The organism is Clavibacter vidaverae (genome assembly GCF_047529985.1).
GTDB classification, from domain to species: Bacteria; Actinomycetota; Actinomycetes; order Actinomycetales; family Microbacteriaceae; genus Clavibacter; species Clavibacter nebraskensis_A.
Map to the genome: position 1 here is coordinate 1176457 of NZ_JBLJAM010000001.1, position 13084 is coordinate 1189540.

13 protein-coding genes are annotated in these 13084 nt (G+C 73.3%); 4 read left to right on the forward strand and 9 right to left on the reverse strand.

Going from position 1 to position 13084, the window contains the following annotated elements; genetic code table 11:
• Window positions 1-61: 61 nt before the first annotated feature.
• Window positions 62-337, reverse strand: a complete 276-nt coding sequence (locus ACMT9T_RS05435; protein WP_414744586.1) for a hypothetical protein — start codon at window positions 335-337, stop codon at window positions 62-64.
• 238 nt (window positions 338-575) lie between these two features.
• On the opposite strand from ACMT9T_RS05435, the gene ACMT9T_RS05440 reads away from it, so the two are divergent.
• A complete protein-coding gene (locus ACMT9T_RS05440) occupies window positions 576-1991 on the forward strand; it encodes an MFS transporter (RefSeq protein WP_414744587.1) in 1416 nt (471 codons plus the stop codon).
• 105 nt (window positions 1992-2096) lie between these two features.
• Window positions 2097-3497 (forward strand): MFS transporter, encoded by a 1401-nt coding sequence (locus ACMT9T_RS05445; protein ID WP_414744588.1) that lies wholly within the window; start codon window positions 2097-2099, stop codon window positions 3495-3497.
• A 66-nt stretch (window positions 3498-3563) separates the two neighbouring features.
• On the opposite strand, the gene ACMT9T_RS05450 is transcribed toward ACMT9T_RS05445, so the two are convergent.
• Window positions 3564-4217, reverse strand: coding sequence for a hypothetical protein (locus ACMT9T_RS05450; protein ID WP_414744589.1), 654 nt, complete (start codon window positions 4215-4217; stop codon window positions 3564-3566).
• Between the two features lie 162 nt (window positions 4218-4379).
• On the opposite strand from ACMT9T_RS05450, the gene ACMT9T_RS05455 reads away from it, so the two are divergent.
• A complete protein-coding gene (locus ACMT9T_RS05455) occupies window positions 4380-4934 on the forward strand; it encodes an MOSC domain-containing protein (RefSeq protein WP_414744590.1) in 555 nt (184 codons plus the stop codon).
• 11 nt (window positions 4935-4945) lie between these two features.
• Window positions 4946-5143, forward strand: a complete 198-nt coding sequence (locus tag ACMT9T_RS05460) for a hypothetical protein (protein WP_414744591.1) — start codon at window positions 4946-4948, stop codon at window positions 5141-5143.
• 17 nt (window positions 5144-5160) lie between these two features.
• Here ACMT9T_RS05460 and ACMT9T_RS05465 read toward each other — a convergent pair whose 3' ends face one another.
• From ACMT9T_RS05465 to ACMT9T_RS05495, 7 genes are all read right to left on the reverse strand, one after another.
• Window positions 5161-6300: a LacI family DNA-binding transcriptional regulator gene (locus tag ACMT9T_RS05465; protein ID WP_414744592.1), complete on the reverse strand. Its 1140-nt coding sequence runs from the start codon at window positions 6298-6300 to the stop codon at window positions 5161-5163.
• 85 nt (window positions 6301-6385) lie between these two features.
• Window positions 6386-8248 carry a glycoside hydrolase family 3 protein gene (locus tag ACMT9T_RS05470; protein ID WP_414744593.1) on the reverse strand — a complete coding sequence of 621 codons (1863 nt, stop codon included), beginning with the start codon at window positions 8246-8248 and terminating at the stop codon, window positions 6386-6388.
• A gap of 32 nt (window positions 8249-8280) precedes the next feature.
• Complete coding sequence (locus tag ACMT9T_RS05475; RefSeq protein ID WP_414744594.1) at window positions 8281-9189, reverse strand: carbohydrate ABC transporter permease; 909 nt, start codon at window positions 9187-9189, stop codon at window positions 8281-8283.
• Between the two features lie 11 nt (window positions 9190-9200).
• Window positions 9201-10142, reverse strand: coding sequence for a carbohydrate ABC transporter permease (locus ACMT9T_RS05480; protein ID WP_414744595.1), 942 nt, complete (start codon window positions 10140-10142; stop codon window positions 9201-9203).
• Between the two features lie 3 nt (window positions 10143-10145).
• Entirely contained in the window at window positions 10146-11414 is a 1269-nt protein-coding gene (locus ACMT9T_RS05485; protein ID WP_414744596.1) for an extracellular solute-binding protein, read from the reverse strand.
• A 204-nt stretch (window positions 11415-11618) separates the two neighbouring features.
• Complete coding sequence (locus ACMT9T_RS05490; protein ID WP_414744597.1) at window positions 11619-12266, reverse strand: hypothetical protein; 648 nt, start codon at window positions 12264-12266, stop codon at window positions 11619-11621.
• A gap of 305 nt (window positions 12267-12571) precedes the next feature.
• The gene (locus ACMT9T_RS05495) at window positions 12572-13081 is read right to left on the reverse strand and encodes a DUF6301 family protein (RefSeq protein WP_414744598.1); all 510 of its coding nucleotides are present in this window, start codon (window positions 13079-13081) and stop codon (window positions 12572-12574) included.
• Window positions 13082-13084 lie beyond the last annotated feature (3 nt).

Below are 13084 nucleotides of genomic sequence, written 5' to 3' on the forward strand. Positions count from 1 at the left end.
GAGCATCCGCGGGACGTCGCCGGCACGCGGACGGACGCCTCCCGCCGGGCGGGTCGTGCAGCTAGGGCCGGTCGTCCGGCCGGTCCACGGCGATGCCGCCGTCCTCGTCCCACGCGGGGGCGTCCGCCTGCTCCTCCTCGGTCGGCGACTCGGCGAGACGGGCGCGCTCCTCGAGCTCGTGGTGCGTCCACCGACGCAGCTGCATCACGCAGAGCACGACCACCACGACGCACGGGATCGCCACGTACCAGTAGCCGGTGCCGAAGGCGATGAGGGCGCCTGCGCCGAACAGCTTGGCGAGCCCGGGCAGGATCGCGCGGCCGGTCTCGTGCTCCATGGGGATCCTCCTGCGTCGTGTGCGGCGGCGCGCGGATCCGCGGCACGGACCGGGCGGACGACGCCGGTCCAGCCTACGGTCCGCGCACAGCGTCTCCTCAGGAGCGTAAACTCGGCACGGCCATCACGAGTGGCCCCCTCGACTCCGCCGCACCCGGCGCCCGCGCCCGACCGGCGCGCCCGCCTCCTCCGCGCGCCCCTGCCGCTCACGCCGCATCAGCCGAAAGCCGTCCCCACCCATGTCCACGACCCCCGCGGCCCGCCCCGCCGCCACGTCCGCCCCCACGCCGCCCGCCGGCAACTCGCGCTCGCGCGTCATCATCGCGAGCCTCATCGGCACGTCGATCGAGTTCTACGACTTCTACGTCTACGCGACCGCGGCGGTGCTCGTCTTCCCCGCGCTCTTCTTCGCCAACGACGACCCGACCGTCGCGCAGCTCGCGTCCTTCGCCGTGTTCGGCGTCGCGTTCATCGCCCGGCCCATCGGATCCATCCTCTTCGGCCACTTCGGCGACCGGATCGGCCGGAAGGGCACGCTCGTCGCGTCGCTGCTCACCATGGGCATCGCGACCGTGCTGATCGGCTGCCTGCCCACCGCGCTCACGCCCGGCTGGGAGGTCGCGGCCCCCGCGCTCCTCGTGATCATGCGCTTCGGCCAGGGCCTCGGCCTCGGCGGCGAGTGGAGCGGCGCGGCCCTGCTCGCGACCGAGAACGCGCCCGTCGGCAAGCGCGCCATCTACGGGACGTTCCCGCAGCTCGGCGCGCCCATCGGCTTCATCGTCGCCAACGGCGTCTTCCTCTCGCTCAGCCTCGGCCTCACGCCGGAGCAGTTCCAGTCGTGGGGCTGGCGCGTGCCGTTCCTCGCGAGCGCCATGCTCGTGATCGTGGGCCTCTACGTGCGGCTCAAGCTCATCGAGACGCCCGCGTTCCAGAAGGTCGTCGACTCCGGCGAGGTCGCGAAGCTGCCCGTCGCGCGCGTGTTCGTCTCGAGCTGGCGCCCGCTGATCCTCGGCACGTTCATCATGCTGGCGACCTACACGCTCTTCTACCTGATGACGACGTTCACGCTCACCTACGGCACCACGGCGCGCGACGCCGCCACCGCCGAGGCCGCGGCGACCGCGGCCGGCAAGCCGTTCAACCCCGACACGTTCGCCGCGGGCCTCGGCTACGCGCGCAACGACTTCCTGCTCATGCTCATCGTGGGCGTCGTGTTCTTCGGGATCTTCACGATGGTCTCGGGACCCCTCGCCGAGAAGCACGGCCGCCGCAAGATGCTCATCGCGACCACCGTCGGGATCCTCGTCTTCGGCCTGCTCTTCGTGCCCCTGTTCGCGGGCGGCTTCGTCGGCACGATGGCGCTGCTCATCATCGGCTTCACGCTCATGGGCCTGACCTTCGGCCCCATGGGCGCGGTGCTGCCGGAGCTGTTCCCGACGAACGTGCGCTACACGGGATCCGCCATCAGCTACAACGTCGCGAGCATCCTCGGCGCCGCGGTCGCGCCCTTCATCGCCGTGGCGCTCTGGCAGCTGCTCGACGGGAACGTGCTGCTCGTCGGCGTGTACCTCAGCGCGATGGCGGCGATCACCCTGGTCGCGCTCGTCATCAGCCGCGAGACGCGCGACGCCGACTACGCCGGGAACGTCAGTTGACCTGCGTCATGTGAACCGTCCGCCCGGAGGGGCGGGGAGCGCCGGTACCGTCGGCGCGCCACGATCCGTGGCGTCTCCCCGCCCCTACCGACGGAAGCCACCGCCATGTCCGCTGTCCCCGCCACCGCCCCGCCCCTCGCCGCCCCCGCCAACCCGCGTTCGCGCGTGCTGGTCGCGAGCCTCGTCGGCACCTCCATCGAGTTCTTCGACTTCTACGTCTACGCGACCGCCGCCGTGCTCGTGTTCCCGGCGCTGTTCTTCGCGAACGCCGACCCCACGGTCGCGCAGCTGCAGTCGCTCGCCGTGTTCGGCGTCGCGTTCTTCGCGCGCCCCATCGGCTCGGTGCTGTTCGGCCACTTCGGCGACCGCTTCGGCCGCACGCGCACGCTCGTCGCGTCGCTGCTCACCATGGGGCTGGCCACCGTGCTCATCGGCTGCCTGCCGAGCGGCCTCACGCCGGGCTGGGAGATCGCGGCCCCCGCCGCCCTCGCGGTGCTCCGCTTCGTCCAGGGCCTCGGCCTCGGCGGCGAGTGGGGCGGCGCCGCGCTCCTCGCCACCGAGAACGCGCCGGCCGGCAAGCGCGCCATCTACGGCACGTTCCCGCAGCTGGGCGCGCCCATCGGCTTCATCCTCGCGAACGGCCTGTTCCTCGTCCTGTCGCTGACGCTCGCCCCGGCCGACCTCCAGGCCTGGGGCTGGCGCGTGCCGTTCCTCGCGAGCGCGGTCCTCGTGCTCGTCGGCCTGTACGTGCGCGTCAAGCTCGTCGAGGCGCCGGAGTTCCAGCGCGTGCTCGACCGCGGCGAGACCTCCCGGCTACCGCTCGGGCGCACGATCCGCACGGGCTGGCGCGGCCTGCTCCTCGGGGCGTTCGCCCTGCTCGCCACGTTCACGCTCTTCTACCTGATGACCACCTTCGCGGTCACCTACGCCACGTCGCCCCGCACGGCCGAGGCCGCCGAGGCCGCCGCCACCGCCGCGGGCAAGCCGTTCGACGCGTCCACGTTCCACGCGGGCCTCGGCTACGCGCGCACCGACTTCCTGCTCATGCTGCTCGTGGGCGTCGTGTTCTTCGCCGCCGCCATCGTGGTCTCGGGCGTGCTCGCCGGGCGCATGGGCGCGCGCCCGGTCGTCGTCCGGAGCGCGCTCGGCATGGTCGTGTTCGGCCTGCTGATGGATCCGCTGCTCGCCGCGGGCCTGCCGGGCACGCTCATGTTCGTGGTCCTCGGCTTCGTGCTCATCGGCCTCGCCTACGGCGCCGTCGGATCCCTGCTGCCGGCCATGTTCGCCACCGACGTCCGCTACACGGGAGCGTCCCTCGCGTTCAGCCTCGCGGGCATCATCGGCGGCGCCGTGGCGCCGTTCATCGCCACCTGGCTCTGGGACGTCGGGGGCGGCGGCGTCATGCTCGTCGGCGTCTACCTCAGCATCGCGTCCGCGATCTCGTTCGTCGCGCTCCTCGTGCTGCGCGAGCACGGCGAGGTCGGCACGGCAGCCGCCGCGCGCTGACCGGATCGAGGGCCGGGTCGATGCGTCGACCCGGCCCTCGTCATGTCCGGGATCCGGACGACGCCCTCACCAGGCCCGGTGGATCGCCTCGGCCCGCGCGCGCATCGCGGCCGAACGCCCGTGCACCAGCAGGCCGGCCACGAGAGCGACGGACGCGACGAGGATCACGGGAGGCAGGGCGAAGAGCAGCGGGACGAGCGGCGACGACGCTCCCACGAGCAGCAGGCCGAGCGTCTGGCCGAGGATCCAGGACGCCGCGGTGGCCGTGCCGATCACGAGGAGCGAGAACCGGGCCAGCGGTTCGAGCAGCCGCCCGCGGACGACGACCGCACCGAGCACCGCGAGCGCGACGATGTGCACCGCGTACAGGCCCTGTGACAGCACGACGGCCGCCGGCGGCTCCATCAGCCCCGCCGATCCGGGCTGGTCCGGGAGCGTCAGGCCGACGAGGATGCGCGCGATCGTGAAGGCCGCCTCCGCGCCCGCGGCCACCAGCACCGCGATCCCGGCCGCCCGCGATGCCCGCATGAGCCCCGGCTCCCCGCGCACGCCGCGGGCGAGCACCACGGCGGCGACCACCGTGAGCACGACGCCGAGGATGTCGACGACGGGCCCCTGCAGCACGATCGTCGACGCCATGTCGGGCGTCGGCTGGATCCGGAAGCCGCCCAGCAGCCCCGGCTGCAGCAGCAGCGCGCCCGCGGAGGCGAGACCCGCCACCAGCGTCGTCCTGCGTGATCCGCTCATGGCCGTCGCGCGCATCGCATCCCCCATCGCCGTCGATGCCCCGAACCTAGCGGCGCACGCGCGCGGTCGGGAGGTCGCGCCCCCGTCCGCCGCGGGGGCTCGTGCGGCGGGCGGGGCATCGCTATCGTCGCAGGCATGCAGCCCTCATCCCCGCCCCGGGTCCTCGCTGTCGCGCGCGACGACGCCCACCGCTTCTCCAAGCCCGTCCGCCCGTCGATCACGCTCCTCGCCGGCCTCGGCGTGGAGGGCGACGCGCACCTCGGCACCACCGTGCAGCACCTCTCGCGGAAGCGCCGCGACCCGGACGCGCCGAACCTCCGCCAGGTGCACCTCGTCCACGCCGAGCTGCACGAGGAGCTCGCGGGCAAGGGCTACGCCGTGGGGCCCGGCGACCTCGGCGAGAACGTGACGACCGCGGGCGTCCCGCTCCTCGACCTGCCGACCGGCACCCGACTCCACCTCGGCGACGAGGCCGTGGTGGAGCTGACCGGGCTGCGGAACCCCTGCATCCAGATCGACGGGCTCGGCCAGGGCGCCATGAAGGCGGTCCTCGACCGCGACGCCGACGGGAACGTGGTGCGGAAGTCGGGCGTCATGGCGGTCGTGATCACCGGCGGCGAGGTCCGCTCCGACGACGCCGTGCGCGTGGTGCTGCCCGAGGGCGAGCAGCGCGCGCTGCAGCCGGTGTGAGGGCGGTCGACGTGCGGATCCTCGCGGCTGCCCTCGCGGGCCTCGGCGCGCTCACCGTCGCGGTGGCGCTCGGCGCCGTGCTGGGCGGGATCGCGGGCGAGGAGCCCGACGGGATCCGCGTGGCCTGGTGGTTCGTCGCGGCCGGCGCCGTGCTCGTGCTGATCGGGCTCGGTGTGGAGCTCGCCCGCCGCCGGGGCCTCCGCCGCTAGCCCGCCGCGGACGGCGGTCAGCCCCGACAGCCGCAGCTCTCGCGCACCACGAGCTTCGTGCCGAGCCGCAGCGTGACGGGCTCGGGCGGCTGCGGGCCGCTCGTCGTGTCGATGAGGATCCGGGCCGCCGCGCGCCCCATCGCCTCCATCGGCTGCCGCACCGTCGTGAGCCGCGGGGTCGAGAGGAGCCCGGCGAGGATCCCGTCGAAGCCCGTGACGACGACCTCGCCCGGCACGTCCACGCCCTCCGCGCGCAGCATGTCGACGAGCGCGAGCGCCAGCTGGTCGCTCGCGCAGACGAGGGCGCGCGGGAGACGGCCCGCCCGGAGCGCGGCCATGACGCCGCCGAAGCCGGATCCCTCGCCGAGCACCGTGTCGTCGAGCACCTCGTCCGACGCCGTGACGCCGAGCTCCGCCAGCGCCTGGAGGTACCCCTCGAACCGCTCCCGGTAGTCGCCGACGGTCGTGGCGCCCACGAAGCCCAGGTCGGTGATCCCGTGCTCGACCACCAGGTGGCGCACGAGCTCGCGCGCTCCCCCGGCGTTGTCGGACGTGACCCGGTGGTGCCCGTCGTCCGCCGGCGGGTAGCTGAAGAGCACGATCGGCATCTTGAGCGAGACGCGCTGGAGCGACGCCGCGGCCGACGGCCCCGGGAAGATGGCGAGGCCGTCGACGCGGCCGGCCGACTCGGCCACGGCGGTGGTGGTGTCGCTGCCGCGGCTGAGCATCACCGGCCGGTCGTGGGCGCGGCACTCGAGCTCGAAGCCGCGGCGCACCTCGTCGACGTAGAGCGGGAACGCGCGCGGGTCGGCCGCGATCTCGCCGGCGTCGTCCCACGGGAGGAAGGTGCGGCCGGGCGCGTACGGCACCCGCGCGACGGCGTCGTCGTCCGCCGCGGCGGCCGCGGCGGGCTCGCGCTGCAGCGGCCGGTCGATGAGGAGGTCGAACGAGTGCAGCCCGAGCGCGCCCGTGCGGCCCCGGGCGAGGCCGCGGGCGGACGCGCTCGGCATGTAGCCGATCTCGCGCGCCGTCTCGAGCACCCGCTCCCGCGTCGCCTGGCTGATCTGGTCGGGCCGACTGAACGCGAACGACACGGTCGCGATCGAGACCTTCGCGCGTTCGGCGACGTCGTAGACCGTGGGGCGTCGGGGGCTCATGCGACCGTCCTCTCTCCTGGAAGCGTAGGCGAGGCGGACGCCGCCGACCGGGCCCGCGGTCGGCGCGGGGCGGTCACGCGCGTGCTCAGAGGATCCGGAGGCCGTGGTGCAGCGGGTACACCGGGTCCTCCGTGTCCGACGGCACGTCCGTCCGCGAGGCCCGCACGGCGTCCATCGAGCGCGGGATCTCCACGGGCAGCCGCCCCTCGGGAGCGATGCGCCCCGTGAGCGCCGCGAGGACGGCGGCGTCGGAGCTGCCGTAGTCCACGGCGAGCGCGGAGACGAAGGGCAGGAGCGGCGTCATGATCGCCGGCCGGTCGAGGTTCACCACGACGACGAGCGGGCAGCGGTCGGCGAGGCGGCGCAGCCGGTGCACGAGCCCGGGCGGGAACTCGAGCGAGCCCTGGTGGAACCAGGCCTCGAGGAAGAGGTCCGACCGCGGCTCGAAGGGCGCGCCGAGCCGCACGATGGCGAGGTCGGCGTCGGCGGGCCCCGAGGCCGGATCCGCCCAGCCCTCGAGCGCTTCCTGACGCATGCCCTCGACGTGCACGCGCAGGCGCGGCCCGTCGGCGGGCAGCGGCAGCGTGGGCCGGCCGTCGCGCTCGCGGTTCTCGAGCACGGTGACGGACGCGGCCTGCGCGCGGGTGCCGAGCTCGCGGAAGTCGGCGCGGCCGACGATGCGCTCGGCCTCGTCCTCGTCGACGTACGGGTCGTCGAAGAGCCCCAGCCGGAACTTCACGAGCAGCAGGCGGCGCACCGACTCGTCGACGCGGGCCTCCGTGACGCGGCCGTCGGCCACGAGGTCGAGCAGCACGTCGACGCACTCCTCGCCGCCGAACTGGTCGCAGCCGGCCTCGATGATCCGCTGCATCCGCTCGTGCGGCGTCAGCTCCTCGACGCCCCACGCGCGCGCCGGCAGCACCTGGTCGCCGACGTGGTTGTCGTTCACGAGCTCCCAGTCGGTGACCACGACGCCGTCGTAGCCGAGCTCCTCGCGGAGGAGCCCCGTGATCACCTGGCGGTTGAAGCCGAAGCCGACCGGCTCGATCTCCTGGCCGTCGCGCACGAGCCCCTCGGGCATCCCGTAGTACGGCATCATCGCGGCGGTCCCGCGCGCGATCGCCTCGCGGAACGGCCGCAGGTGGTACTCGAACATGCCGCCCGGGTAGACCTGCTCGCGGCCGTACGGGAAGTGCGCGTCCTCGCCGTCCTTCTGCGGGCCGCCGCCCGGGAAGTGCTTGGTGGTGCAGGCGACGCTCGTGGATCCGAGCTCGTCGCCCTGGAAGCCCTCGAGGTACGCGGCCGTGAACTCGGCGACGCGGTCGGCGTCGTGGCCGAGCGTCTGCGCCTGCCGGCCCCAGCGCGGCTCGGTGGCGAGGTCGATCTGCGGGTGCAGCGCCGCGCGGATCCCGACGGCCACGTATTCCTGCCGGGCCGTGTCGGCGAACGCACGGATGGCGTCCACGTCGTCGAGCGCCGCGAGGCCGAGCGCCTCCGGCCACTGCGAGAAGGGGCCGGCGGAGAAGGCGACGCCCGCGTTCTCCACGAACGCGTGCCGCGGATCCGTGCTCACGGTCACGGGGATCCCGTGCGGCGTCGACTCGGCGAGCTCCTGCAGCCGGTTGCTCCAGCGCGCGGCCTGCCGGGCCGTGCGGATCTCGTGCACGTTGAAGTGGTTCATCGCCTTGCCGACGACGACCTCGGTGGTGCCCGACTTCGAGATCGCGCCGGGCTCCTCCTTCAGCTCGCCGTCGGCGCCCACCTCGATCACGGTCTGGAACATGAGGCCGGCCTTTTCGGCGAGGCTGAGGCGCCCCACCAGGTCGGCCGTGCGCTCCTCGGGGCTCCGGCGCGGATCCTCGTAGGGCGCCATCACCCCGTCCCCGTCGAGGTCGCGGAACCGGGTGCCGTCGGGGGCGGTGAGGAGCGTGCGCGGGGCGCGGGGCATGGGGGTCTCCAAGGGTCGGAGGCGGGAGGGGGTCACTTGAGGCCGGCGGTCGCGACGCCCTGGATGAAGTAGCGCTGCAGGAACACGAACAGGGCGAGGATCGGCGCGATCACGAGCACGGATCCCGCGAGCAGCAGGCCGTAGTCGGTCGCGTTCTGCCCGGTCGAGTACAGCGACAGGGCGATCGGGAGCGTGTACATGCCCTCGGTCTGCGCGGCGACGAGCGGCCAGAGGAAGTTGTTCCAGGACGCGAGGAACGTGAGGATGCCCAACGTCGCGAGCGGCGGCCCGCACAGCGGCATGACGATGCGGGAGAAGATGCGGAACTCCCCCGCGCCGTCGAGGCGCGCGGCCTCGATGAGCGCCTCGGGGATCCCCAGCATGAACTGCCGCATCAGGAACACGCCGATGGGCGCCGTGATGAACGGGAGGATGAGCGCCGCGTAGGTGTTCACGAGGCCGAGCCCCGAGACCATGACGAACAGCGGGACGAACGTGACGACGCCCGGCACCATGAGCGTCACCATCACGGTGAGGAACAGGAGGCGCTTGCCGGGGAACTCCATCTTCGCGAGCGCGTAGCCGACCATCGAGCAGAACACGAGGTTGCCGAGCACGGTGACGAGCGCGACCACGAGGCTGTTGGAGAAGAACGTGCCGAAGTCGAGCGGCCCGAACCACTGCGCGAAGTTGTCCGCGACGGGATCCTGGGGCCACCACGTCGGCGGGCGCTGCAGGATCTCGCCCTGCGTCTTCACGGAGCCGAGCGCCATCCAGATGAACGGCACGAGCCAGACGCAGAGGACGGCGGCGAGGACGACGTAGACGATCGCGCGGGTGCGACGGCCGCGGTCGGTGCGGCGCCGGCGGCGGGGCGGGGTGCCGGTGCGGGCGTCGGCGACGGGCGCCGACGCGGCGGGGGCGGGAGCGGTGGTGGTCATGGCGGTGCCTTTCAGTCCTTCGACCGCAGCAGCCGGAACTGCAGCAGGCTGAGCAGGGCGATGGCGAGGAAGAGGACGTAGCTCGCCGCGGAGGCGAGGCCGTACTCGCCGAAGCCGAACTGCCGGTACGTGTAGTACGCGACGGACAGCGTGGAGTCGAGGGGGCCGCCGCGGGTCATCACGAACGCCTCCTCGAAGAACTGCAGGAAGCCGACCGAGATGAGCACGGATCCGAGCAGCAGCGTCGGGCGCAGCAGCGGCAGCGTGACCGAGATCAGCCGGCGCCAGGGGCTCGCGCCGTCCATCACGGCCGCCTCCTGCACCTCCTCGGGCACGGCCTGGAGGCCGGCCAGGAAGATGATCATCAGGGTGCCGACGTTGCGCCACACCGCCATCACGACGAGCGAGGGCAGCGCCCACGTGGTGTCGCTCAGCCAGTTGGGGCCCGTGATCCCGATGACCGCGAGCGCCGAGTTGAGCAGCCCGTCCGGCAGCAGGATGTAGCGCCACACGACCGACACCGCGACGATGCTCGTCACGACGGGCGCGTAGAACCCGACCCGGAAGAAGGAGACGATGCGGCCGCGGCCCGAGTTGAGCGCGAGGGCCAGCGCGAGGGCGGTCACCATCGTGACGGGGATCCCGACGACCACGAAGAACGCGGTCACGCCGATGGAGCGGAGGAACGTGGCGTCGGTGAAGAGCTTCGCGTACTGGTCGAGGCCGATGAAGTCCACCGCGAACGGCGAGCGGATGTCGGTGGCGCGGAAGTCCGTGAACGACATCGCGAACGAGCTCACGAGCGGCACGAGCATGAAGACCGCGAACACGGCGACGAACGGGAGGCAGAAGCCCCAGGCGATGAGCGCCTGGCGACGGCGCTGCCGGGCGACGAGCGGGGACCGGGTGCGGCCGGGACGGGTCCCGGCCGCACGGGCTGCGGTGATGGCCAACGGCTACTCCGCCGACCCGATGGAGTCCGCGTCCGACTGCAGCTTCGCGAGCGCGTCGGGCACGGAGGCGGTGCCGCGGCGGATCTGCTCGAGCGCGGAGTCCGCGGCGGATCCGACCTTCACCCAGTTGGTGCTCACGGGCACCGACTTCGCCGTCTTCAGCTGCTCGCCGAACGCGGCGAGGGTCGGGTCGCCCTGCAGGGCGGGGTCCTGCCAGGCGGACTGCGACGCGGGGAGGTCGCCCGTGGCCGCGTACCAGGCGGCCTGGGTGTCCGGCTGGCCGAGCCAGCGGGCGAGCTTCCACGCGGCGTCCTTGTTCTTCGCCTGGTCGAAGACGACCAGGTTGGCGCCGCCGCTGAACGACGCCGAGGTCTCCTTCGACGGGAGCACCGCGGTCGTGAACTTCGACGCGAAGCCCTCGCCGCCGACGGCCTTCAGCTGGCCGATCTCGAAGGGGCCCTCGATGAGCATGGGCGTGGATCCGTCGACGAACGAGGACTCCTGCGCACCCGACGAGACGTCGACGTCGGGATCCGCGATCCCGTCGGCGAAGAAGCTGCCGTAGTACTCGTACGCCTCCCGCATCTCGGGGGTGTCGAGCGTCCACTTCGCGCCGTCGGCGATCTCGGCGCCGTTCGACCACGGCATCCAGAGCGTGCCCTGGAAGGCGTCGTTGCCGGCGGGGAGGCGGATGCCGTGCTCGGCGCCCGCCTTCGTCTTCATGTCGGACGCCATCTGCTTGAGCTCGTCCCAGGTCGTGGGCGCCTTCGTCCAGCCGGCCTTCGCCGCGAGGTCGGTGCGGTAGTAGAGGACGCGGGTGTCGACGTACCAGGGGATGCCCGCGGCGCGGTCCTTCACGGTGGTGGACGAGAGGGGGCCGGGGAAGGACCCGCTCGTGTCGACGTCGGTCGGCACGGTGGTGAGGGCGTCGGCGAAGTCCGCCATCCACGTGGTGCCCATCATCGCGATGTCGGGGGTGGTGCCGCCCGCGATGGCCGTCTGGATCTTGTTGTGCGCGGCGTCCCACGGGATCGCCGTGACGTCGACCTCGACGCCCGGGTTGGCGTCCTCGAACGTCTTCACGAAGGCGGGCAGGGCCTCGCCCTCGGCGCCCATCGCCCACATCGTGACCTTGCCGGTCGCGGGCTCGGAGCCGAGGGTGGTCGCGGCGGCGGCACCGGATCCCTCGTCGGCCGACCGGCCGCAGCCCGTCAGCGCGACGGTGGCCGCCAGCACGGTCGCGACCGCGCCGAGACGCATGGATGTCTTCACGTGTTCCTCCTTGAACGAAGCGCCCGCGTCGCGAGCCGGTGATCTACTTATGCGCATAAGAAGCGCAGCGCGACGAGCATCTCATGGACCCCGTGCAGGGGGCAAGCGGCAGGCCGGTCGCGTCGTCGGCCGGGCACACGGAAGCGCCCGGCGCGACCTGTCAGGTCGCGCCGGGCGCCGGGTGGTGCGGGTGCCGCGGTCGGCTCAGCGGCCGAGGCCGGCGCGGTCGACGCGTCGGTGGAAGCGCATGCCGGCGAGGCCGCCGAGGATCGCGCCGACGAGCGCGACGACGGCGACGACGATCGCGGTGACGATGCCCGCGATCGTGAGGTCGCCCTCGGAGACCGGGATGCGCGGGAAGCCGTTCAGGTTCTTGAGCACGTCGAACTGCGCGCCGGCGACGGCGGTGAGCACGGCCACGACGATCGCGATGAGGATCGCCCAGAGCCAGACGGCGAGGCCCTGCTTGGCGCCGTCGAAGCGCGCCATGCGGCCCGCGACGTAGCCGCCGCAGTAGTACGCGATGAGGATCACGACGAGGAGCGCGATGCCGCCGGCCCAGCCGATGGTGTCCGCGCTCCGCTGCGCGTCCTCGGCGGCCTGGCCGGCGTCGCCGCCGTTCGCGCCGAGGCCGACGGCCGCGCCCGTCGCGGCGACGAGCGCCGTGAGGATGACGGCCGTGCCGGTCGCGGCGAGCCAGCCGAAGAACGCGGATCCGAACTTGATGCCGCCGAAGCGCTCCTTCTCGCGCGCGACGACGTCGTGCCGGAGGGACGTGGTCTCGCCCGCGGGGACGGCGGCGGTATCGCGGTCGTCGCGCGGGGTGTCGCGCGGGGTGTCCGAGGTGCTCATGGGATGCCTTCCGTGGCGTGTGCTCCGGGACGGAGGTGTCCGTCCCGCTCTCCTCCGGACGCTACGCGCGCCCTATCCCTTTGGGGGCTGACTATCCGTTTGCGCATGGGATGCGCGATGTGCGTGTTGCAGAACCGCGGGCGGTGCGTGGATGTCGACGGCACGCGACGATCCGCTCCCCGTGCGCGGCTCCCGGGTCGGGCCGTGCCGGGCCGTGTCGGGCGACCGGGCGCTCGAGCGCCGGGCGTCCCGGCGGGGTCACCAGCGCACGGTCGGAGGCGGGGGACGACCGATGGAGCGAGGTCCTACGGGCTGTCGCCGGCCGCCGCCTCCGCCCGCGCCGAGCGCGCACGATGGTCGATCCCGACCATCACGCTGCTGTCGACGCGGTCGAAGAGCTGGACGCCGACCTCCAGGTCGCCGACGTGCCACGACACGGGACTCGGCTGGTCGTCGAAGACCGGGTGGGACGGGCCGAACACGGCGGTGAGCGCCGCGACGAGGGCGTCGTGGTCGCGGCGGACGAGCGGATCCCGCGGGCCGCCGTGCCGCGCCAGGTGGAAGCCGACGCTCGTCACCTCGCCCGCGCGGGTGGCGTACGAGAGGTACTCGACGGCGTCGGGGCCGCCTGTCAGCGCGCGGAGGTCGGAGTCGGGAGCGTAGGCGTCGACCACGCCCGTGGGATGCACGCCGAGGGCGGCGAGCATGCGCTCGGCGTCCGCCGCATCACGCGGCCACGGCGGCGTGGCGAGCGCGCGGACGAAGGCGACGACGGCAGCGGTCGCCTCGTCCGGATCCGACGCCGCGTCGCCCACGCG